Genomic DNA, 22,342 nt, shown 5'->3' with positions numbered 1-22,342 from the left:
ATGGAAAACTCAAAAACTCACGAAGCGGAATTCAATCCTGAAGATTTTGCTATTGTTCCTGCCCGTACGTTTGACGAACTGAAAGTAGGTGAATTGTTCAGGGCGCCAAGCAGAACTCTTACTGATGCACATGCTTCAGCTTTTCAAACGGTTTCCTGTGATAATCATCCGATTCATTACGATGTGGAATATGCAAAAAGATATGGCCATGAAGCTCCGGTAGTTCACGGTTTGCAGGTATTGGCTTTTACCGCACCGGGCGCGACTCTTTTGCCTCATTACTTCGGAAGTGTTTTTATTGCTTTTTTAGAATTATCATGCCATTTTTTGAAAGAGGTACATTCAGGAGATACGTTGTATTCTTCGTTGGAAATCACCGATTTAACGCCACAGGAAGACAGAGGTATAGTGACCACAAAAGTGAGAGTCTATAACCAAAAATCTGAACTCGTTCTGGAAGGGCAGCATAAATATTTACTAAAAAGATAATTTCTTTTTCAAATCTGCTGTCTTCTTTTTAAATGGAGATCCTTTTAGGGAAGGCAGCTGATTCAATACCACTTTGACATGTTTACAATAAATCTGTCAAAAATCAGCCATTAAAAATATCATCATTATGAAACTAAAAACAATTTTTGGTACTGCCGTTTTATTGTCAGCGGTATTCCTTACCAATATTAATACACAAAATACGGCAAAATCTACGAAAGCCAGAGCAGAATATATCGAAGTGGAACCTAATGTAAGGCTTCATGTTTCCGACCTTGGAGAAGGTAAGCCGGTTGTTTTAATCCACGGTTATCCGGTAAGTGATGCTTCATGGGAGTACCAGTATCTTCCTTTAATTAAAGCGGGTTATCGGGTTATAGGAATCACTCTGAGAGGGTTCGGACAGTCGGACAAGCCTTATGGAAAATATGATTATGACCAGTTTGCTTCTGATATCAAAACTGTTTTAGACAAATTGGATATCAAAGATGCTACGTTGGGCGGCCATTCTATGGGTGGTGCGATTGCTTTGCATTACGTGGCGAAATACAACAGTGCTCATGTCAGTAAATTGGCATTATTCGCTGCTGCGGCACCTGTTCATACCAAAAAACCTGATTATCCTTATCCGCTATTTACAAAAGAAGATATTACCAAATGGATAGACCTTGTAAGCGTAGACAGACCGGGATTACTGAATACGATAGGTGAAAGATTTGTTTTATCCGCAACTTCTGTTTCACCAGGGGTAGGTACCTGGCTGGGAGGGATTGAAATGCAGTCATCTGCTTATGCAATGGAGCAGGCTTTAATCGCTTTAAGAGACGAAGATCTTCGTGGAGATTTACCGAAAATCAAGATTCCGACCCTTATCATGCAGGCAAAACAGGACAGGATAGTGGCTTATGCTTTAGCAGAGCAAATGAACAAAGCTATTAAAGGATCTAAGCTTATTCCTTTTGAAAACAGCGGACATGCACTGTTCCTCGAAGAAAAAGACAAATTCAATGAAGAATTATTAAAATTTCTTAAGCAATAAAATTCAAACTCAATAACATCTAAATAAACTTTATGAAACCATCATCAAAACTACTTTCTCCTGAAAATCATGCACTGGTACTGATTGATTTTGAAGGACAAATGGCATTTGCAACCAAAAGTATCTCTATGAACGAACTGCGTAACAATGTAGCAGTACTGTGTGGGGCATCCAAAATATTCAATGTTCCGACCATCATTACTACAGTTGCAGAACAAAGCTTTTCAGGTCCTGTTTTCCCGGAAATCGAGGAAGCATATCCTATGGCAACCTCAGGCTATATAGACAGAACAACGATGAATACATGGGAAGATGAAGCCGCTTATAAAGCCATTACAGGAACCAAGAAGCAAAAACTGGTTCTCGCAGGATTATGGACAGGCGTTTGTATTGTGGGGCCGGCATTATCTGCACTTGAGGAAGGCTATGACGTGTACGTCATTACCGATGCCTGTGGCGATGTAAGCGATGAGGCACACGAAAGAGCTGTACAGAGAATGATCCATTCAGGAGTAAAGCCTATGACTTCCATTCAGTATATCCTGGAACTTCAGAGAGACTGGGCACGTCAGGAAACATATGGTCCTGTAACTGACCTTATGAAAAAATATGGTGCTTCTTACGGATTGGGAATCCACTATGCTCACCATATGCTGAATCACTAAAATCCATATACCATTTTCAATGTTGAAATCTGCACCTTCAATACTGTTTTTAAAAGCTTTTATCATGACAGTTCTTTTATGTTCTGAAACTTTCTCCTCCCAGAGCTTTAAACTTCTGCGGTATGATGAAAATTATGAATATCTGAAAGATTCCACCAAAAGCTTTTATGATAAAATTAAATATCTCCCTCTCAATGAAAAGAAAGATATCTATCTCTCATTGGGTGGTGAGGCAAGGTATGAATATGTGGATTTCAACAACGAAGATTGGGGAAGGCTTAACATAGGACACAACGACTTTTTTCTCCAACGCTATGATCTTCATGCAGACTGGCATTTCGGGAAAAACTTCAGAATATTTTCACAGATCAGAAGTGCTTTGCAAAACGGAAGAAAAAACGGTTCAAGAGGCATTGATGAAGACCAGATGAATATTCAGAACCTCTTTCTGGATGCAGGTTTGGTGAATATGGAAGATCAGAAGCTGATAGTGAGACTGGGAAGACAGGAGCTGGACTACGGTTCCGGAAGATTAATTTCTGTGAGGGAAGGGCCGAATGCAAGGTTGTCTTTTACAGGAGCCAAAATCATGTATTCCTATAAAAATATTTCCGTAGATGCTTTTGCGATGATGGCAGACTCTATCAAGACCGGCGTTTTTGATAATACCATTTCAAAGCAGCTTAACCTTTGGGGACTTTATTCCAAAATTATTATTCCTGAAACCGGAAATCTGGATCTATATTACCTCGGAATCCGTAGAGATGAATCTGTTTTTGAAGCCGGAACAGCCAGAGAAAAGCGTCACACAATTGGCGGAAGGCTCTGGAAATATGGCGGCGGATTTATCTATAACCTGGAAGCGGCCTATCAGTTCGGACGTTTTGGAAACGACAATATCAGTGCCTGGACGGGCTCTGTGGATGTAGGATATCTCTTTGAAAACGTTAGATTCAGCCCAAGCATCAATCTGAGAAACGATTATATATCAGGAGATCATTCTAAAAACGATGGAAAGCTCGGTACATTTAATCCTTTATATCCAAAAGGAGGGTATTTCGGCTTCAGTCCGCAGGTGGGTCCTGTCAATTTAATTGATATTCATCCGTATATGACCCTTGATCTGACTTCCAAACTCAAAATGCAGATGGATGTTGTCTTCAACTGGCGATATTCCCTGAACGACGGAGTTTACCGGCCAAGCGGAGCATTGAACCGTCCCGGAAGCAGCTCAGATAAAAGGTATATCGGAACGGCTTATTTAACCAGCTTTACCTATAATTTCAACAAACATTTTTCTTTGGTGAGCGGACTTCAGTATTTCCACAAAGGACCTTTTATCGAAGATATCATTCAGGATGCAAAAAGCGGTGTTTTCTGGAATATAAGGCTGGGATTCAAATTTTAATCATTACTAAATCATTTATTATGCAAAATTCAATTTCAAAATACATCAATTGGTCAAAAACAATCTTTACAGTATTGGTGTTGGCAACTGCGGGAACCCAATTCGTTTCAGCACAGGCTGTTGCAGGAAAAACAGCTATCGGGACCTCAAAAACATGGGGAACTGTTGACGGGATTTCTGTCATAGGTATGGTACAGGGGCCATCTGCGGCCAAAGCAGATTTACAGATCGCCTGTGTTTTCGAGTATACGGAAGGAGATATTTTCAATCCTCCTGCGCTTCCCAAAGAACTGAACGGCATGGTTCATCTGGATGAAGCATTAAAAGGAATTATTACAGAAGTCCGTAAAAAAGGACAGTTCAAGGGACACGCTTTAGAAACCTTATTAATTAATCCTCCGAAAGGAAGCCTTGCCTCCGGAAAATTGCTGTTGATAGGCTTGGGTAACAGAAACTCTTTCGATGCCGAACTGATGAAAGAAGTAGGAGGTGTTGCCATGAGAGAAGCTTTGAAACTACAGGTACATACCGTATCCTTTGCCAGTGATATCAAAGATGCCGGAATTGATTCTCCAACCGCCTTAGTGGCAGAAAATGTGGTTTTGGGCGCTTTTGATGCCTACCGTACACAGTCTTATTTAAAAGCTCAGCATTTATCCGATACAATGAAACTAAAAAAACTGATTCTGCTGGCCGGACCGTCTTTTTTCACCGTTGCCGGAGGAGGAATTCAGGAAGCTATTTCAAAGTTGAACACCAAATAATTAAAGATGAAAGCAGATCTTATCATATACAACGGAAAAATACACACTTTCAATAAAGAAACTCCGGACGTTTCTGCAGTGGCCATTAAAGACGGGAAAATTATCGCGGTTGGAAATTACGGACTGGCAGACCAGTTTGTAGATGAATCTACAGAACTTATTGATCTCAGAAAGAAAAGAGTAGTACCGGGAATCAATGATTCTCACATTCACCTGATTCGTGGCGGATTGAATTACAACCTGGAATTAAGATGGGACGGGGTTCCGTCACTGGCCGACGCGCTCAGAATGTTAAAAGACCAGGTAGACCGTACGCCTTCTCCGCAATGGGTTCGTGTCGTAGGAGGATGGTCCGAATTCCAATTTGCAGAAAGAAGGATGCCAACCCTGGAAGAGATTAATGCTATCGCCCCCGAAACACCAGTTTTTATTCTGCATTTATACGACAGGGCATTGATGAACAGAGCTGCATTAAAAGCAGTAGGATTTACCAAAGATACTCCGGCTCCGGCAGGCGGACATATTGAAAGAGATGCTAACGGTGAACCCACAGGGTTGATTATTGCCACACCCAATGCCATGATCTTATACTCAACACTGGCAAAAGGCCCGAAGCTTTCTTACGAACACCAGCTGAATTCCACAAGGCATTTTATGACAGAACTGAACCGCTTCGGAATTACCAGTGTCATTGATGCCGGCGGAGGATTCCAGAATTTTCCGGATGATTATCAGGTGGTGAACGAACTGAATGAGAAAAAACAGCTTACCGTAAGGATCGCCTATAATCTTTTTACCCAGAAACCTAAGCATGAATTTGAAGATTTCAGCGATTGGATCGACACGGTAAAATTATATCAGGGGGACGATATGTACCGTCACAACGGGGCAGGAGAGATGCTGGTATTTTCTGCAGCCGATTTTGAAGATTTTCTTCAGCCAAGACCTGACCTGCCTGAAAACATGGAAGCAGATCTCGAAAAAGTAGTCCGTTTACTGGTAGAAAACCGCTGGCCATTCAGACTTCATGCAACCTATAATGAAAGCATCACCCGTTTTTTAAATGTTTTTGAAAAAGTAAACCGGGATATTCCTTTTAATGGTCTTCCATGGATTTTTGATCATGCAGAAACCATTGATGAAAAAAATATAGAACGTGTAAAAATGCTTGGCGGAGGAATCGCCATCCAGAGCAGAATGGCTTATCAGGGAGAATATTTTGCAGACCGTTATGGTTCCGGCGCCGCAGAAAGTACACCACCCGTAAAAAAAATGCTGGAAATGGGAGTTCCTGTAGGTGGAGGCTCAGATGCCACAAGGGTAAGCAGCTACAATCCGTGGGTTTCCATGTATTGGCTGACCGCAGGTAAAACTGTTGGCGGACTTCAATTGTATCATGAATCAAAGCTGGACAGATCAACCGCATTGGAACTGTACACAAAAGGCAGCGCATGGTTTTCTCAGGAACAGCAGAAAAAAGGTGATATCAGGGTAGGAATGTTTGCCGATCTGGCAGTTCTTGATCAGGATTATTTTACGGTTGATGATGAAGATATCAAAAATATTGAAGCGGAAATGACCATTGTAGACGGGAAAATAGTCTATGCCAAAGGAACATTCTCATCTTATGCACCACCATCTATTCCTGTGCTTCCGGACTGGTCTCCCACCAATCTTTACAACGGATATTACCCTGCAGGCGGACATTTTCAGAAAGAAATTGAGAAAAATGCGAAACAGGATTTAAAAGCCCCGCTGACCTCACAAATTCACAGCTGTGCAGGAAGCTGCGATATTCACCATCATAACCATAACCAGGCAAGAATGAGCAATGTGCCCGTTAATAATTACCACACATTCTGGGGAGCTCTAGGCTGTTCGTGCTTTGCTTTTTAACTATCAATACATATGGAAATTTTAAAACAGATCCTTTCATCGGATTTAGGTTCACCATGTAATGATGCTTCATTCTTGGTTTTCCGGGTACTCCTTGCGATTCAATTGTTCAGAGTGCATGGCTTAAAGAAATTCAGACTGGAAAACGGGCAAAGGGAAGTCATTCCAAACCCTCTGGGATTGCCTGATCAACTCAATGCCATAGTTGCTTCATTTGCTGATCTGGTAGTTCCGTTTCTGATTATTTTAGGACTGGGAACCAGGCTTGCGGTTTTACCGACAATCGGCGTGACGGCTATCGGATATTTTGTGGTTCATAGAAAGGATTCATTGGAAGTGCGGGATGTTCCTTTTATGTACACCCTTTCCCTGTTACTGATTCTTGCATTGGGTGCAGGAAGATATTCACTTGATTATTACTTATTAAATATTTTATAAAATGAAAACTTCAATCGGAATTAAAAACGAAAATTTAGCAAAAGTTGCTGAGGTACTGGTTACCACTTTAGCAGACGAATTTGTATTGTATACCAAAACTAGAAAAGCACATTGGAATGTCGAAGGACCGGATTTTTACAATAAACACCTGTTTTTTGAAGCACAATACGGGCAGCTGGACGACATCATTGATGATCTGGCTGAAAGAATCAGGACGCTGGGACATTATGCACCGGCTACTTTAAGGGAATATCTTGAATTAACCCATTTGTCTGAGCACCATCTTGAATCGAACGACAGCCTAACTTACATCAGAGCGCTTCTTTCCGACCACGAAAGTATCATCATTCATCTTCGTGAAAATATTGAAAACTTCGCTGTGGAATTCCGTGATTCAGGGACAAGCGACTACATTACAGGATTACTGGAAGCCCATGAGAAAATGGCCTGGATGCTCCGTTCACATTTAAAATAGAAAAATGGAAGTAAAACATAATATCGGTTTTGTCACCTTATTGTTAACCATGATTGCCGGATACTGTGATACCGTGACATTTGTAGCGGCAGATGCCCTTTTTTCGGCACATGTTACAGGGAACTTTATTGTATTTGCCTATCAGTTTGTGAAGGGATCGGATATTCATGCCTGGGTAAAGCTGCTTACTTTTCCGGTCTTTATTCTCGCGGTTATGGCAGGAGGGAAGATTGCCGGGAAAGTTATCAATCATTACACGCTGCTATTCTGGGAAGGAACATTGCTTTTTTTAGCCGGAATTATTGTTGCCGTTCTCAGTTACTACGGAACGTTTTCAGAAGTTATGATGTATACTGTGGCTATGATGACCGTTTTTGCGATGGGGCTTCAGAATGCTTTCGGGAAACTCTATGCAAAGGAAACCCATGGTCCTACTACCATGATGACAGGAAATGTAACCCAGGCTTCCCTGGATTTTGGAACGCTTCTGTCAAGTGGCTTTCAACACCCTGAAGCCTGGGCAAGCCTGAAGAAGCAGTTGGTTACCATACTTGGATTTCTGATAGGCTGTTTTTTAGGAGCATATGCGGGAAAACAATTTGGACTCGAAACATTGATTTTACCGGGGCTGGCCATGATCATCTGCTATTTTTATCACCGTAAAAACTAGTACGGGACTATGGCAAAATACGGTATAAAATATTACCTTTAAAAAATGAATTTCAGGCTTTATTTTTTATCAAAAAATCTATTTAAGGTAGTATATTTTTCATTGGTTTTTATGTTTTCATGGAGTATAAAAGCACAAATCCAAGAAAATCCTGCACTGTTGAGAAAACAGATTTCCTCTTCCCCCAATACTACTCAGAAAACCACTTTATTGTTGCGGCTGAGTAACTATTATATTAGTAAAAAAGGAGAGTTGAAGGCTGATCTCGACAGTGCCGCTATTCTGAACAGACAGGCAAAAGCACTGAATATAAAATCCGGAGATCCGATGTCTGCCGGAAAGCTCATATTTCTGGATGCTAAACTAGATAAAGAAAGAGGCAGTAAAAACATTGCTTTATCCAAAATGAAAGAAGCACTTGCTTATTTTGAAACCCATCAATTTAAGGAACAGACCGGAGAGGCATATAACGAGTTATCGTATATGTATGACAATAAACCCGAGTATTTTGATACTAAAATTAGATTGAAAGAAAAAGCATTGGAACTTTTTAAAAATTCAGGATCAAAACTGAATCAGGCAGGCGTTTTAAAAGATCTTGGAGAACTATATTATATCAAAGAAAATCCTGATAAAGCGCTCGGTTTGCTCAGGCAATCCCTTTCTGTTTATCAGTCGGTGAAATTCAGAGAATTACAGAGTGTTTATAACCTTATTTCCCAGGTTGAAATTCAGAAGGCGGATTATGGGGAAGCACTCCGTTATGGTCTTCTGGCAGAAAAAACAGCAGAAAGCGTAAATGATTATTCTTTGCAGATGTGTTCTATTTACAGCAATATCGGAATGGTGTATTACTATCTCCGCCAGAACGACGATGCCATGAGATATTGGGAAAAATCCTTAGCTACTGCTAAAAAAAATAAAGATAACAGCTACATCAGAACCGTTGCCAATAATATTTCTACGATGCTGATCAGGCAGAAAAAGTTTAAGCAGGCTATTACCATGATAGAAGAATATAGAGAACGTTACCCTATCGTAGACCAGGATTTTGAAATGTCAGAAAATTATATCCTGTTCAGCACCTATACCATTTTAAAGCAGTTTAATAAAGCCGAAGCCTACTACAAAAAACTGGTCGCCTATTACGGTGAAAATGCAGAAAAGAACAATCAGCAGGCTTCATTGCTGCGAAGCTTTGTTTTTTATCATTACCAGACCCGTAACTTTGATAAAATGTACCGCGAAGCGAGGCTTTTTGATTCGATAGCTAAAAATAACGGAAATGATATGCTTCGTTCGGAAAACCATTTAATGTGGTTCAAAGCAGATTCTGTACAGGGAAAATACCTGGATGCCATACAGCATTATCAGCTGTACAAGAAACTTTCAGATTCTGTTTTTAACGGCGAAAAAAGCAAGCAGATCAACAGCCTTAAAATTCAGTTTGAGACAGAACAGAAAGATAAAAACATTCAGCTGCTGACCCAGAAAGCAAAACTACAGGATATTAAGATTGCGAATGATACCTTTATCAGATATGTTTTCATTGGAAGTATTCTCGCACTGATCCTTTTTGCTGCCTTGTTGTATAACCGATCAAGATTAAAAAGCAATGCCAATAAAAACCTGGAACTGAAACGTAAGCAGATTGATGAACAGAACGAACAGCTGAAAAAATTACTTGCCGAAAAAGAATGGCTCTTAAAAGAGATCCATCATAGGGTCAAAAACAATCTGCAGATTGTGATCAGCCTGCTGAATACGCAGTCTGCTTACCTGGATAATGAAGATGCCCTGATGGCCATCCAGAACAGCCAGCACAGAATGCATGCTATGTCCATTATCCATCAGAAACTTTATCAGTCCGATAATCTTTCGATGATTGATATGTCATGGTATATTTATGAGTTGATCACTTATATCAAAGAATGTTATTCATATGACAAAAAAATTAATTTCACAGTGGATACTGATAAAGTGTTACTTGACGTCGCCCAGGCGGTTCCTATGGGATTAATTGTTAATGAAGCAGTCAATAATACGGTAAAATACGCGTTTCCGGATGACCGGAAAGGTGAAGTTTCCGTCTCATTCAAAAATACGGATGACCATCTTTGTGAACTGATTATATCAGATAATGGAGTAGGGCTTCCCAATGATTTCAATATTGAAGAAACGGAATCTCTGGGAATGAACCTGATGCGGGGGCTTACTGACCAGTTAGACGGGACCTTCCATCTCGAAAATAAAAGTGGATTAAAAATTACAATTACATTCAGAAGAAATACAGAAATAACTCCTTCCAACTAAAGGCTGACTATCATGAAAGAAAAAATATTAATTGTAGAAGATGAATTTATTGTAGCCAATGATCTGAAGCTGATGCTGATGAAAGCCGGTTACCAGATCACAGGAATCGCATCTTCGGTGGTTCAGGCCAGAAAACTGATTGCAGACAGCAAGCCGGATTGGGTACTTCTTGATATCATCTTAAAAGGAGACCTCACAGGAATCGATCTTGCCTGGGAACTGCGTGAAATGAATCTGCCTTTTCTTTATATTTCAGCCAATACCAACCAGTCTACCCTGGAAGCAGTGAAAGAAACGCAGCCCTACGGATTTATGGTAAAACCTTTCCGGGAGCGTGATATGATTGTTATGCTTGACATTGCCAGATACCGTTATGATATGGAAAGAGGCTGTGAACTGTGTACAGATAACGGAAATCGTGAAGTGATTGAAGGAATTATCGGGAAAAGTAAGGTACTTCAGGATGTTGTTGAAAAAATAAGAATAGTCGCTCCTACAGATACCTCTGTTCTGGTGGTCGGGGAAAGCGGAACGGGTAAGGAAAAAGTGGCTCATTCCGTTCATGAGCTTTCAGACCGCAGCGCTCATCCTATTGTTGTAGTCAACTGTGCCGCACTGCCGCATGCGCTTATCGAATCCGAGCTCTTCGGACATGAAAAAGGAAGCTTTACCGGAGCCAATACATTGAGGATCGGAAAATTTGAACAAGCCAACGGAGGAACCGTCTTCCTGGATGAAATAGGAGAGCTGCCACTGGATTCACAGGTTAAATTACTGAGAGTTTTACAGGAAAAGGAAATTGAACGGCTTGGTGGACATAATACAGTTAAAGTAAATGTAAGAATTGTTGCAGCGACCAACCGCTCCCTGGAAAAAGAAGTGGCGGAAGGAAGATTCAGGCTGGATCTGTATTACCGTTTGAATGTTTTCCCTATAGAACTGCCTCCGCTGAGAGAAAGAAAGGAAGATATCGTATTGCTGGCCCATTTTTTCCTGAATAAATATGCCGCTGCTTCGAGAAGAAATATCACTTCTATCAGTGAAAAAGCATTAGAACAGTTGCTGAATTATCACTGGCCGGGAAACATTCGTGAGCTGGAGCATTTGATCGAACGAAGTGTTCTGTTGGCCAAAACCGCAGAAATAGAAAGCTTTGATCTGCCCAAAATCATTGAAAAATCTTCTGAAATGCCAGGCCAGCTGAAATCATTGGAAGATATGGAAAGAGATCATATTATAAGTGCGCTTCAGACTTCTAACGGAAAAGTTTCCGGACCTGGCGGTGCTGCAGAGCTGCTGAAAATACAAGCTCAGACTTTATATTCCAAAATGAAAAAATTAGGAATTGACAAAGGCTATAAATAATCCCGGGCAAAGCTAACCGGAGACCATATTTTCATTCATTTTTTTAATCATAATTCTTCAAATAATTGAGGACAAAATCATTATGCCTTTACGCAGAGTATCAAATAATAAATCAATCAGGTAATTATGGAAAAAGAAACACTCAGAATAGAAGGATTCAGTGATGGCATTTTTGCAATAGCCGTTACGCTTTTGGTATTGGATCTTCATTTCCCTGAAGAGCATTCAATACAGAACGAGAACGATCTGCTGGTCTTTCTGAAGAATCAATGGCCGGCATTTCTGGCATTTATCCTTTCATTTTTCAGCATTTTCATCATGTGGGTAAACCATCATAAGATCTTCAAACAGATCTATAGTCGGAATTCCGCAATTATGTTTGCGAATGGACTGATCCTTTTTCTGGTTTCAGCAGTTTCTTATCCTACCGCTTTGCTGGCAAGGTATTTTGACGGTGAAGCTTCCTCTGTTGTTGTGGCAATTTATACCGGTATTTTTGTTCTGATCAATCTTGCTTATAATTTATTATGGTTTCTGGCCACCCAGAATAAAAAACTTTTGCGTCCCGGTATTACCGATGCTGCTATAAAAAAGATCCATAATAATTACTTTTACGGGCTTCCGATTTATGTGATTGCATTAATCCTGTCGTTCTGGATCCCGGTCTTGTCGCTGCTGATCATTTTAGGCCTTTGGATTTTCTGGGCTTTGTCTTCCGGGAAAATAGAAATGGAGCTTGACAAACATTATTCAGATCCCTTGAAATAGTGTTTTTTTTCTATTCCGAGTTTCTGCATTTTGGAAATCAGCGTGGTTGGCGGTAATCCCAGCAGCTTTGCAGCACCTGTTTCACCAAAAATACGGCCGTTACATTTTTTGATTATTTTTAGAATATATTCCTTTTCGAATTCCTGGAGCGTTTTGATCCGGAAATCCTGATCCGTATTTTGAGAGTTAATAACTTTCGGAAAATCCATTTCCCTGATCATATTTCCTTTTGCCGTCAGCATGCTTCTTTCAACCATATTTTCTAGTTCACGGATATTACCGAGCCATGGATTGGCAATCATCATTTTTGCCACGTTCTGAGAAAAACCGGTAATCTTTTTACCTGTCTTAGGATAGAGTTTCTTAAGGAAGTAGTTTGCCAGTAAAGGAATATCCTCTTTTCTTTCCCGCAAGGCAGGAAGATGGATAGGAAATACATTCAGCCTGTAAAAAAGATCACTTCTGAACCGTCCTTCCGCGACTTCTTTTTCAAGATTCCTGTTGGTGGCCGTAATGATCCTTACATTCACTTTTATTCTTTTGTTTCCCCCGATCCTTTCGATTTCTTTTTCCTGAAGAACCCTCAGAAGTATGGCTTGCAATTCCAGGGGAAGTTCACCTATTTCATCCAGAAAAATGGTGCTGTTGTGCGCCTGTTCAAACTTTCCTTTCCGCTGTTCGGTTGCTCCGGTAAAGCTTCCTTTTTCGTGCCCGAAAAGTTCGGATTCTATCAGATTGGCAGGAATGGCCGCACAGTTTATCCTGACCATCTTCTTTCCCGAAAATTCTGAAAGTTTATGAATAGCCTTTGCTATAAGCTCCTTTCCTGTACCCGTTTCTCCAAAGATGATGACATTGGATTGTGATGGAGCTGCCTGCGAGATCTGTTCAAAAATAGTCTGCATTACTTCACTTTGTCCTACAATTCCATGAAAGCCATACTCACTTTTCTTTTCTTCTTCAGTTTCTTTAGGAAAGTTCTGGATATTTCTTTGAAACGCTTTCAATTGTTCCTGAACATCAATATTATGAAGAGTAATGGAAACCTGGGTAGAAACGCCGTTTAAAATCCTTTCCGGAATAGCATCTCTTGAGATAAAATTTCTGTAGAAAAGGAAAAGCACATTTTTATTTTCATTAACAGCAGGCAGACCTAATCCCACAGCCATTCGCATTCCCGAATTTCTAACTTCGGTAAAACAGGAAGGAAGTGATGACAATTCTTTAAGATCAAAAAACAGGGGTTCCGCGGAATCAAAGCATTTTTTTAAATACGTATCAAGTGCATGATCTATAGTGTAATTTTGATTTTCAATCCCACTGATGAGCATTTCAATAATCCCTCTGTAATCCCTGACAATCATACAATCATTAAAGCCCAGTTCAGTTTTGAAAGAGGTATTGAGAACAGAAAGAAGTTGTTTTTTGTTTAAAACGGTAGAAAAGTCTTTGGCTAAACGGGCAATGATAAGCTGTTCTTTCTGCATGTCCTGCAGGCGTTTCATCATTTCTGCATTAGGATCAGAAGGCTTGCTCATAGAAAATTCTTACTTGAAAATTTAAAGATAGGAAAATTGAGAAAAAGATCTCATTTAAAGAAACAAAAAAGCAACCTCGAAGAGAGAATCTTTATTTGGTGGTTTAGCCTTTACAACCGGTGTCGGTCCGGGAATAGACGATTTAAGGAGATCATGGTTTAAACTTCACGTAATTCTGGATCTAGTCGAATGCTTCAGTAATCTCGTCAATATTAGAATTTTTATATTGAAAGTAAAGATTAGAATGAAAATCATTAAGCTTTCTGAGTAATTCCAGAAATTCATTTTTTTCATTATTTTCAAGCTTTCCGGCAAGAATTCTTGAAGTGATATTTACTTTTTTAACAGAACGGTGGAAATAATCTTCTCCTTTTTTAGTGATGTTCAGACGTTTGCTTCTTTTGTCTTCGCTGTCGTTTTTTTCTTCAATTAAACCGTATTCCAATAAACGCTTGATAATTTGAGTCCCCGTCTGTTTCTCATGTCCGTTTCTTTCAATGAGCTGAATTTTAGTCAGGTTTGGTTCGTCTTTCAGTCTATACAGATAGGTGAATTCTTCATTGGCTAATTCAGGAAAGTCATTCAGCCCCTTTCTAATAAGTTGCTTGGAATATCTTGCCAAAAGCAGAACCTGTTTGCAGATTTCATTTTCGGTAAAAGCAACCTGATGCTCTTCATTTTTAAAAAGCTTTGTAGGGCTTTCTTTTCTGTATTTCTGATCATTGAGCCAAAGACGGAAATCCTCAGTGGTAGAATGAGGTTTACAAGCTTCGGAGTTTTCAAATTCTTTTACCTGATGAAGCAAATCAATGAAAAAATCGGTATTCATGGCACAAATTTAATCTAAAAATATATCTTTTTTACGTTAAAGTTTCACACTTCCCATTCCACCGTCGATTCCAAAAATCTGGCCCGTAATCCAGGAAGATTTATCGGAAATTAAAAAAGCTGTCATTTCCGCGATTTCTTCGGCATTTCCAATTCTTTGCAGAGGATGCCTTTTAGCGGATGCTTCCTTTTTTTCAGGAGTTGATAAGAGGCTTGAGGCGAGCTCAGTATCTGTCAAAGAAGGGGCAATGGCATTTACCCTGATTTTATGTGCCGAAAATTCAGCCGCTAAACTTTTGGTAAGACCTTCCACAGCGTTTTTGCTGGCAGCAATTGAAGAGTGAAACGGCATTCCCAGTTTTGCCGCTACAGAACTGAAAAGTACAATAGAGGCACTTTCAGATTTTTTAAGATTCGGTAAAAGCTTTTGAATAACTTTCACTGCTCCTATCACATTAATTTCAAAATCATTCTTGAACTCATCTATGGTAAGCCTGTTAAACGGTTTCAGATTAATGCTTCCGGGAGAGTATACCAGTCCGTCTACAACTTCAGGAAAAGTAATTTCATCTAAATTTCCGGAAAGAATATCCATTTGATGGAATGTTATATTAGCATGATTTACCCCGGGATTTATTGTTCTTGAAATTCCTATGATTTTATTTTGTTCGGAAAGGATTTCTGCTGTTGCATGTCCAATTCCTTTTCCACATCCGACGATGACAATATTTTTCATGATTACTCTATTATCTTTTAGAAATTTTATTGTTGCTAATGGTTCTTTGTCTACTGCATTTAAAGCGAATGATATCTTCATTTCGCTTTTTTAAATGTTTTTGACTCACGCCGGAATTCACCCTCGTTCTCCAAAGTTTAAAACTCGATTCTTTTAATTCAGCACGCATTATTTCAATCACTTCAGATTCTCTGATCCCAAACTGAAATGCTATAGCTTCAAATGGAGTACGGTCTTCCCAGGCCATCTCGATAATCCGGTCCCTTTCCCGTATGTTGAAATTTTTATTTATTATTTCAGATTTTCAATAAATTCTTTTGCTCTTTTTATATGCTGTTTCCGTTGCTCTTCCGGCATTTTTTCAAGCGTTCTCAACATCATTCCCAACCTTGGATTTTTGGCGAAAAAATCCTTGTTATCATTGATGAAGTTCCAGAAAAGTGCATCCCATTGTTCTGCCCATTCTCCGTTAGGATAATCGCTCATTTTTTTGATGTAATTGCTGCCACTGATGTAGGGTTTCGTACTCATTTTGCCACCATCCGAAAAGGTGCTCATTCCATATACATTCGGAACCATTACCCAGTCATAAGAATCAATGAACATTTCCATAAACCACTGATATACTTCATCAGGATCGAATTGGCAGAGGTTCATTAAATTGGCAAAAATCATCAGCCTTTCGATGTGGTGTGCATAGCCGGTTTTTAGAATTTTCTGAATTGAGCTGTCAACTGGCTGGATTCCCGTTTTAGCGGTATAAAAAGATGCCGGAAGTTTTTGCTTGTGTTTCCAGTAATTTTTATTCCGCTGATGCACACCCTGATAAAGATAAACACCCCGGACAAATTCTCTCCATCCTAAAATTTGTCTAACAAAACCTTCCAGTGAGTTTACCGGAATATCATTTTCCTTTGCAAAGGAAATGGCTTTTTCCAAAACATTTTCCGCAGTTAAAAGTCCTACATTCATTAATGGAGAAAGAACACTGTGATGCAGAAAATTTTCTTTCTCCACGATGCTGTCTTCATAAATGCCAAATTCCGGAAAACGCATTTCCAGGAATTGCTCAAGCCATTTTTCAGCTTCTTTGAAAGTTGTAGGATAAAGCTGTTCATCTGTAAGAATTCCGTAATTTTTTGAAAAATGTTTTTCGGTATATTCTTTCGCCTCCTCATAATATTGATTGTTTGTCGGGAAATATATGAAAGGTGCTTTTTTATTTTTAGGATATTTTCTTCGGTTTTCCGTATCATAGGTCCATTTTCCTCCCAGCGGTTTTCCTGCCTTCATCAGGATATTCCGGGTGATTCTCTGCTGCTTGTAAAAATCAGTCTGATGGTATGATTTCTTCCCTTCAAAGTAATCTTTCAGCTCTTCTTTGGTATTCAAAAAAAGAGAGCTGTCATGAATTTCAAGATCTAATTTGGTTTGTCTTAATCTTTTTTCCAGCCAATTATCACAAACATCTGTCGTTTTTATAGTTTTAAAATGGTCGTTTTCCAGTTTCAGAATTAAGTTTCTGATGTCTGAGTATTTTGATGAACTTTCGATATATTCAACCTCAAAACCGGATTTTTTCAATGTATGTTCATAGAACTTCATTGTCGCACGATGAAAAGCTATCTTCTGTTTATGAAACGCATATTGCCTGAAAAATAAGAATTCCTCTATCAAAAATACCGGCTGATCTTGGATAAGGTAATCAGTATCCTCAAAAAGCTGATGCGGAAAAATCAGTTGAGCGGTATGTTTTATTATTTTAGCCATAATCGTCTGAATTCTTGCTTAGGGTTGTAAAGTTTTGCCTGTTCTCTGGATTAAAAGGCCGGTTGTTATTTATCAGTGCTCAATTTTATTTTATTTCACCTTGTCAAAAAAATTAATTTCGAAAGGTTGTAATTAGTGAAACATTGATCCGGGACTTCTCTTTCATTTATTATAACTTTTTGGTATTCAATATATAATTCAGTTTTTTTTCCTGTGTGATATTGGATTTTCCTGCATAAGAAAATGTATTTATCTACAAATTTAGTAAATAATTTTATTTTTATTTAAAATAAAGTATAAATTTGTACTATATGATTTTTTAATTTTTAAATTATGTTGACAATACAAGCGCAATCGAATATTCCAACTGATTTTGGAATGTTTACTGTTTATGCATTTTCAGAGTTCGAAGATGATTGGAATCCGAATCTGGTTTGGGTGGCGGAAAATACAGATTTTAGTACTGCGGTGAATGTGCGTTTTCATTCGGAGTGTATCACCGGCGAAGTTTTTCATTCTAAAAAATGCGAGTGCGGGCAACAGCTGGATGCTGCTATGAAATATGTGCATGAGAACGGCGGAATGATTATTTATCTGCGTCAGGAAGGTCGGAATATCGGAATCATCAACAAATTGAGAGCTTATGCACTTCAGGAAAAAGGCTTTGACACGGTAGAAGCTAATCTGAAACTGGGATTACCGGCTGATGGCAGAAATTTTGATATCGCGATAGAAGTGCTGAAGATTTTAAAAGTAAATGAAATTAATCTGCTGACCAACAATCCTGAAAAGCTGAAATCTCTTGATAACAGTGGAATTAAGCTAAAGAATAGAATTCCGCTGGAAATAGAGTCGAATGAGGTCAATGAAAGTTACCTGGCAAAAAAGAAAGATTATTTCGGACATCTTTTAGAAAAGGTATAATTTTTTCTTTCACCGGCAAACATTGTCAAACCACCAAAGCCTAATCCTATGAAAAAAATTCTGCTCACCGGCGCAACCGGATACATCGGAAAAAGAATGATCGACGTTATCGCTGCTCAGGGTTATCGGGTTATCTGTTGTTGCAGAGATAAAAATCGTTTTTCCAAAAGTGTCGATATTAACGATAGTCAGGTGGAAGTAGTGGAAGTAGATTTTTTAAAACCTGAAACCCTGGAAAATATTCCGAAAGATATTTCAGGAGCGTATTATCTTATGCATTCGATGAGCAATAGCAATGATTATGCTGAAAAAGAAAAAGAATGCGCTGTTAACTTTTCCAATTTTATTGAGAACACGGAATGCAAACACATCATTTATCTTTCGGGTCTGGTCAACGAAAAAGAATTATCCCAACATTTAAGTTCCCGGTTTGAGGTTGAAAAGATTCTTATGCAATGTAAAATTCCTGCCACGGTCTTAAGAGCCGGAATTATTATTGGATCAGGAAGTGCTTCTTTTGAAATTATAAGAGATCTGGTAGAAAAATTACCCATAATGATCGCTCCAAGGTGGCTTCACACAAAATGTCAGCCGATAGGAATTGCCAATGTTCTTGATTTTCTGATTTTTACATTATTTAAAGAAAAGGCCTATCGCAGAAATTTTGATATAGGTTGTGATAATGTTTTGACTTATAAAGAAATGCTCTTGGAATTTGCTAAAATCAGAGGGCTGAAAAGAAAGATTTTTACAGTTCCCGTAATGACACCCAAACTGTCCTCGTATTGGTTGTATTTTATTACTTCGACATCCTATAATTTGGCTTCCGCACTGGTTGGAAGTATGAAAATTGAGGTGGTATGCAGACCAGAAAGCTTACTGGAAATAAAACAGATTACGGGTGTTCAGCCATTTTCATATGATACAGCCTTAAGAAGAACTCTCGCTAAAATTCAGGATAAGGAAATTATATCAAGCTGGAAGGATAGCTTTATCAGCAGCAGAAGTGATTCCAATCTGAAAAATTATCTTGATGTCCCAAAATATGGATGCTTTACGGATCTAAGAACTGCAGAATACGATGATCGTGAAAAATGTCTGAACCGGGTTTTTTCTTTAGGAGGAACAAACGGTTGGTACGGGCAAAGCCTATGGAAAATACGGGGGTTTTTGGATCTATTGATTGGCGGACCGGGATTGCGGCGTGGGAGAACACATCCCGATCAACTTCACGAAGGTGATGCTTTGGATTTTTGGCGTGTTTTATATGCAAACAAAGAAGAAGGAAAACTTATTCTCTTCGCAGAAATGAAACTTCCCGGTGAGGCATGGCTCATGTTTAAAACTTATAAAGGAAAGCTTTGGCAAAAAGCGGTTTTCCGGCCGCATGGACTGACCGGGAGATTATACTGGTATTCTGTTTTACCATTTCATGGGATTATTTTTAAAGGTATGGTAAGGAGATTAGCAAAAAAGTGACTTTTTTAAGTTATCAACTCAAAATGAATATTGTCGCTTAATCTGTCATTACAGTAACGAATTTTAAAATTGAAAAACGGCATCGAAGAATGTAATCTTCGCATGAGGTCTTGTGGCCTTGATGAGATTGTTATCAAATAATTTTTTGTTAATCTTGTTAATTTGTTGAAATTTATAAAGTCTACTTAAATCTTATTATGTCACTAGTTTTTGATTTAATTTAGGGGCGAATTTTCGATTGTTCATTTCATTACTTGTTGATATATTGTACATTAATATTTTAACTATTTTACCTAACTTACTGTAAAAAAGTGAATAATAAGAGGTGTTGTCTGCTAATGAGAAATTAATTTTTTGTTAAATTCAAAATTTAGTGACATAATTTAAATGTTTTTTTTTTACATTAGCAACTCAGAAAAACTAAACACTAAGAATCGGAAAAATCAAAGATTAAAAATATTATCATCTAAAGTCTCTTTAATAATCTCTCTTTTTTTTAGTTCTTTAATATCTCTTTTGTCACAAGAAACTGTGACTTAAGTGGCGAAGCTGTAATAACCGTGATTGCTTAACATTATGAACTTTATCAAAGGTTGGTATGTAATCTATACCAAATCCCATCTCCAAAGAAAAATAGCTCAGAATTTAGCTGAGCGAGATTTCACGATATATCTATCTCTCAATATAATAATGTCACAATGGAGTGACCGTAAAAAGAAAGTAGAAAAGCCTCTTTTTAATTTGTATGTCTTTATTTATCTGGAAATAATAAAAGATTATTTCAAAGCATTTATAATGGATGAGATTGTATTATTTATCAGATCTGGAGGCAAATTAGTCCGGATTTTAGATGAAGAAATAAATCGCATTAAAGTATGTCTGAACCATTATTATGAGTGTAAAGGGATACATGAACTGAATATAGAAGAAAAAGAAAGTTATAATATCCGGCCCTTTCGAGTCTTATCCATGTAAAATTCTATAATAAATAACAATCAAAAGATTTGTGTAAGAATAGATTCTTTACAACAAAGTCTGATCGCTGAAATCCAACCTTATCATTTAATATAATGCTAAACACATCCTCTTTATCAAATATTTTTTGGCTAAATAAGACAAAAAATAAAGAAATTGTTGTCTTATCTGAAGATAACACTGCATCTTTGGAAATCGAGATTTTGAAGTGTGATCTGGATAGTTTTCTGAAAATTTCAAAAAACAGTTCTTTATCCAAATTAACCATTCTTTCATCTGTTTTTTCTTTTTTACTTGATAGATATTGTGAAGATTTTCAAGGTGTTATTAAGGTGTTTGCATCTGATCATATTCCATTAAAAAATAAAATATTATTGGATGTTGAGAAAAATACAGAGATAACATTTAAAGACCTTTTGAAGAGTTTTGCCAGCAATATTAAAGAAGCTGTTTCTCATTCTGATTACAATAACAATGATCTTGATTTAACGAAATACTCTAATTTTTCGATTCAGTATGGGAAGGGATCTGAATCCGTACAGGATAATCTTTCTCTTTTGTATAACGAATCTGAAGAAAAGGTTGTTTTAAGTATTTGTTATAAAGATATTTATAGAGGATATTTAATTGAGAATTTATTGAAGAGTTTAGTGCATATTCTTTCCAATTATGATCAATTACTAGATACAAGTCTCACCGATTATGCCCTTGTTTCAGAAGAGGAGGGAGTAGAAATGCTTAGCAGGTTTAACTTGACAACTGATTACCCCTCTGATCAGACAATTATTGATTTATTTGATTCTCAGGTAAGGAAAAATCCCGACGGGCTTGCAGTAATCTATGGAGATGTAGCATTGAGTTATGCTGATCTTGATATGGAATCCAATAGGTTGGCTCATTATATTAAAAATCAATATGATATAAAGGCTGATGACCTGATCTGTATTCAACTTCCCCGGAATGAAATGATGATCATATCCATACTGGGTATATTAAAATCTGGAGGAGCATACGTTCCTATCGATAGAGATTATCCAAAAGAACGGATTGACTACATTCTATCTGATACTAAAGCTAAAGTGAATATAGATGAAGTATTCCTGGCCAAGTTTAATGAAGTTAAACATGCATATTCAGCGGAAAGCTGTGGTTGTGCAATAAAAGGAAATCATCTGGCATACGTTATTTATACATCAGGAACTACCGGAAAACCTAAAGGGGTAATGATTGAGCATCAGAATGTATTTCATTCTACGATCAACAGAATTGCTTTCTATGATATTGAAAGTATGTTACTTGTCCCTTCTTTCTCTTTTGACTCTTCGGTAGCCGTAATCTTTGGAACACTGTGCAGTGGCGGAAGATTATTTATTGAAAGCAATATGAATATTAAAGATGTTGAATATATTTCGCATCGGATTATAAAAAATAAAATTGAGGGAATATTATGTGTTCCCAATTATTACTCCAGTTTGCTTCCTTATCTCAATGAAAACATTTCAGGAGAAAATACGCTGAAACATGTCATTGTTGCAGGAGAGGAATTAAGTAAAAATTTAGTATTAAATCATCAAAAACATAGCGATGCTATTCTGTATAATGAATATGGTCCTACAGAGTGTGCAGTATGGTCATCTGTTTCCATTGTCAATGATCCAAATGTAAATATTGGAAAGTCTATTTCGAATACACAGATTTATATATTGGATGAATATGGTCATCTGTTACCAGTTGGAATTCATGGAGAATTGTATATAGCGGGAGCGGGTTTAGCAAGAGGTTATTTAAATCGTGAAGATCTG

General features: G+C 38.0%; 21 protein-coding genes. 16 read left to right on the top strand and 5 right to left on the bottom strand.

Features of this window, described 5'->3' with window-relative positions; genetic code table 11:
* The 12 genes from AC0INN_RS19280 to AC0INN_RS19225 all read left to right on the top strand — a co-directional run bounded on the left by AC0INN_RS19280 (position 1) and on the right by AC0INN_RS19225 (position 12,290).
* Positions 1–489: a MaoC family dehydratase gene (locus AC0INN_RS19280; protein WP_172279137.1), complete on the top strand. Its 489-nt coding sequence runs from the start codon at positions 1–3 to the stop codon at positions 487–489.
* A 127-nt stretch (positions 490–616) separates the two neighbouring features.
* The gene (locus AC0INN_RS19275) at positions 617–1,528 is read left to right on the top strand and encodes an alpha/beta fold hydrolase (protein ID WP_273648471.1); all 912 of its coding nucleotides are present in this window, start codon (positions 617–619) and stop codon (positions 1,526–1,528) included.
* Positions 1,529–1,560: 32 nt separating this feature from the next.
* Entirely contained in the window at positions 1,561–2,193 is a 633-nt protein-coding gene (locus tag AC0INN_RS19270; RefSeq protein WP_273648470.1) for a hydrolase, read from the top strand.
* A gap of 64 nt (positions 2,194–2,257) precedes the next feature.
* Positions 2,258–3,601: an alginate export family protein gene (locus AC0INN_RS19265; protein WP_306614618.1), complete on the top strand. Its 1,344-nt coding sequence runs from the start codon at positions 2,258–2,260 to the stop codon at positions 3,599–3,601.
* 20 nt (positions 3,602–3,621) lie between these two features.
* Positions 3,622–4,365 (top strand): M17 family peptidase N-terminal domain-containing protein, encoded by a 744-nt coding sequence (locus AC0INN_RS19260; protein WP_306614616.1) that lies wholly within the window; start codon positions 3,622–3,624, stop codon positions 4,363–4,365.
* Positions 4,366–4,371: 6 nt separating this feature from the next.
* The gene (locus AC0INN_RS19255; protein ID WP_273648467.1) at positions 4,372–6,261 is read left to right on the top strand and encodes an amidohydrolase; all 1,890 of its coding nucleotides are present in this window, start codon (positions 4,372–4,374) and stop codon (positions 6,259–6,261) included.
* Positions 6,262–6,273: 12 nt separating this feature from the next.
* Complete coding sequence (locus AC0INN_RS19250; protein ID WP_273648466.1) at positions 6,274–6,699, top strand: DoxX family protein; 426 nt, start codon at positions 6,274–6,276, stop codon at positions 6,697–6,699.
* Between the two features lies 1 nt (position 6,700).
* Positions 6,701–7,174 (top strand): Dps family protein, encoded by a 474-nt coding sequence (locus tag AC0INN_RS19245; protein WP_273648465.1) that lies wholly within the window; start codon positions 6,701–6,703, stop codon positions 7,172–7,174.
* 4 nt (positions 7,175–7,178) lie between these two features.
* Entirely contained in the window at positions 7,179–7,844 is a 666-nt protein-coding gene (locus tag AC0INN_RS19240; protein WP_172279121.1) for a YoaK family protein, read from the top strand.
* Between the two features lie 159 nt (positions 7,845–8,003).
* Positions 8,004–10,157: a tetratricopeptide repeat-containing sensor histidine kinase gene (locus tag AC0INN_RS19235; protein ID WP_306614612.1), complete on the top strand. Its 2,154-nt coding sequence runs from the start codon at positions 8,004–8,006 to the stop codon at positions 10,155–10,157.
* Positions 10,158–10,169: 12 nt separating this feature from the next.
* Entirely contained in the window at positions 10,170–11,522 is a 1,353-nt protein-coding gene (locus AC0INN_RS19230) for a sigma-54-dependent transcriptional regulator (RefSeq protein WP_273648463.1), read from the top strand.
* Between the two features lie 126 nt (positions 11,523–11,648).
* On the top strand, positions 11,649–12,290 hold the full coding sequence (locus AC0INN_RS19225; protein WP_306614610.1) for a TMEM175 family protein: 642 nt from the start codon (positions 11,649–11,651) through the stop codon (positions 12,288–12,290).
* Here the strand turns inward: AC0INN_RS19225 and AC0INN_RS19220 are convergent.
* The 5 genes from AC0INN_RS19220 to AC0INN_RS19200 all read right to left on the bottom strand — a co-directional run bounded on the left by AC0INN_RS19220 (position 12,269) and on the right by AC0INN_RS19200 (position 17,162).
* Positions 12,269–13,828 (bottom strand): sigma-54 interaction domain-containing protein, encoded by a 1,560-nt coding sequence (locus AC0INN_RS19220; RefSeq protein ID WP_306614608.1) that lies wholly within the window; start codon positions 13,826–13,828, stop codon positions 12,269–12,271. The two genes, AC0INN_RS19225 and AC0INN_RS19220, sit on opposite strands and share 22 nt — an antisense overlap.
* Positions 13,829–14,009: 181 nt before the next feature.
* Positions 14,010–14,657 (bottom strand): MarR family winged helix-turn-helix transcriptional regulator, encoded by a 648-nt coding sequence (locus tag AC0INN_RS19215; protein WP_172279111.1) that lies wholly within the window; start codon positions 14,655–14,657, stop codon positions 14,010–14,012.
* Between the two features lie 36 nt (positions 14,658–14,693).
* Positions 14,694–15,392: an SDR family NAD(P)-dependent oxidoreductase gene (locus tag AC0INN_RS19210; protein ID WP_273651056.1), complete on the bottom strand. Its 699-nt coding sequence runs from the start codon at positions 15,390–15,392 to the stop codon at positions 14,694–14,696.
* Positions 15,393–15,402: 10 nt separating this feature from the next.
* Positions 15,403–15,639 carry a TIGR03643 family protein gene (locus AC0INN_RS19205; RefSeq protein ID WP_273648459.1) on the bottom strand — a complete coding sequence of 79 codons (237 nt, stop codon included), beginning with the start codon at positions 15,637–15,639 and terminating at the stop codon, positions 15,403–15,405.
* Positions 15,640–15,683: 44 nt separating this feature from the next.
* Positions 15,684–17,162, bottom strand: a complete 1,479-nt coding sequence (locus AC0INN_RS19200) for a cryptochrome/photolyase family protein (protein WP_273648458.1) — start codon at positions 17,160–17,162, stop codon at positions 15,684–15,686.
* Positions 17,163–17,495: 333 nt separating this feature from the next.
* Here AC0INN_RS19200 and ribA point away from each other — a divergent pair, with 333 nt between their 5' ends.
* The 4 genes from ribA to AC0INN_RS19180 form a co-directional block, all read left to right on the top strand.
* Entirely contained in the window at positions 17,496–18,086 is a 591-nt protein-coding gene (gene ribA, locus AC0INN_RS19195) for a GTP cyclohydrolase II (RefSeq protein WP_273648457.1), read from the top strand.
* Positions 18,087–18,134: 48 nt separating this feature from the next.
* Positions 18,135–19,565, top strand: coding sequence for an SDR family oxidoreductase (locus AC0INN_RS19190; RefSeq protein WP_273648456.1), 1,431 nt, complete (start codon positions 18,135–18,137; stop codon positions 19,563–19,565).
* A 576-nt stretch (positions 19,566–20,141) separates the two neighbouring features.
* Positions 20,142–20,540 (top strand): transcription termination/antitermination protein NusG, encoded by a 399-nt coding sequence (gene nusG / locus AC0INN_RS19185; RefSeq protein WP_273648455.1) that lies wholly within the window; start codon positions 20,142–20,144, stop codon positions 20,538–20,540.
* A gap of 188 nt (positions 20,541–20,728) precedes the next feature.
* Positions 20,729–22,342, top strand: a 1,614-nt coding sequence (locus AC0INN_RS19180; RefSeq protein ID WP_306614603.1) for an AMP-binding protein, incomplete at its 3' end; no start/stop codon positions are given.

The organism is Chryseobacterium subflavum (assembly GCF_055762745.1).
Note: the sequence above shows the minus strand (reverse complement) of the source record. Positions and strands in the feature narration are given on the sequence as shown.

Excerpts from the sequence above, each read along its gene's own strand:
- AC0INN_RS19245 (WP_273648465.1), top strand. The coding sequence starts at position 6,701 with ATGAAAACTTCAATCGGAATTAAAAACGAAAATTTAGCAAAAGTTGCT.
- AC0INN_RS19215 (WP_172279111.1), bottom strand. The coding sequence starts at position 14,657 with ATGAATACCGATTTTTTCATTGATTTGCTTCATCAGGTAAAAGAATTT.
- AC0INN_RS19190 (WP_273648456.1), top strand. The coding sequence starts at position 18,135 with ATGAAAAAAATTCTGCTCACCGGCGCAACCGGATACATCGGAAAAAGA.
- AC0INN_RS19230 (WP_273648463.1), top strand. The coding sequence starts at position 10,170 with ATGAAAGAAAAAATATTAATTGTAGAAGATGAATTTATTGTAGCCAAT.
- AC0INN_RS19255 (WP_273648467.1), top strand. The coding sequence starts at position 4,372 with ATGAAAGCAGATCTTATCATATACAACGGAAAAATACACACTTTCAAT.
- AC0INN_RS19270 (WP_273648470.1), top strand. The coding sequence starts at position 1,561 with ATGAAACCATCATCAAAACTACTTTCTCCTGAAAATCATGCACTGGTA.
- AC0INN_RS19265 (WP_306614618.1), top strand. The coding sequence starts at position 2,258 with ATGACAGTTCTTTTATGTTCTGAAACTTTCTCCTCCCAGAGCTTTAAA.
- AC0INN_RS19220 (WP_306614608.1), bottom strand. The coding sequence starts at position 13,828 with ATGAGCAAGCCTTCTGATCCTAATGCAGAAATGATGAAACGCCTGCAG.
- AC0INN_RS19275 (WP_273648471.1), top strand. The coding sequence starts at position 617 with ATGAAACTAAAAACAATTTTTGGTACTGCCGTTTTATTGTCAGCGGTA.
- AC0INN_RS19260 (WP_306614616.1), top strand. The coding sequence starts at position 3,622 with ATGCAAAATTCAATTTCAAAATACATCAATTGGTCAAAAACAATCTTT.
- nusG (WP_273648455.1), top strand. The coding sequence starts at position 20,142 with ATGAACTTTATCAAAGGTTGGTATGTAATCTATACCAAATCCCATCTC.
- AC0INN_RS19200 (WP_273648458.1), bottom strand. The coding sequence starts at position 17,162 with ATGGCTAAAATAATAAAACATACCGCTCAACTGATTTTTCCGCATCAG.
- AC0INN_RS19210 (WP_273651056.1), bottom strand. The coding sequence starts at position 15,392 with ATGAAAAATATTGTCATCGTCGGATGTGGAAAAGGAATTGGACATGCA.
- AC0INN_RS19225 (WP_306614610.1), top strand. The coding sequence starts at position 11,649 with ATGGAAAAAGAAACACTCAGAATAGAAGGATTCAGTGATGGCATTTTT.
- ribA (WP_273648457.1), top strand. The coding sequence starts at position 17,496 with ATGTTGACAATACAAGCGCAATCGAATATTCCAACTGATTTTGGAATG.
- AC0INN_RS19250 (WP_273648466.1), top strand. The coding sequence starts at position 6,274 with ATGGAAATTTTAAAACAGATCCTTTCATCGGATTTAGGTTCACCATGT.
- AC0INN_RS19280 (WP_172279137.1), top strand. The coding sequence starts at position 1 with ATGGAAAACTCAAAAACTCACGAAGCGGAATTCAATCCTGAAGATTTT.
- AC0INN_RS19240 (WP_172279121.1), top strand. The coding sequence starts at position 7,179 with ATGGAAGTAAAACATAATATCGGTTTTGTCACCTTATTGTTAACCATG.
- AC0INN_RS19205 (WP_273648459.1), bottom strand. The coding sequence starts at position 15,639 with ATGGCCTGGGAAGACCGTACTCCATTTGAAGCTATAGCATTTCAGTTT.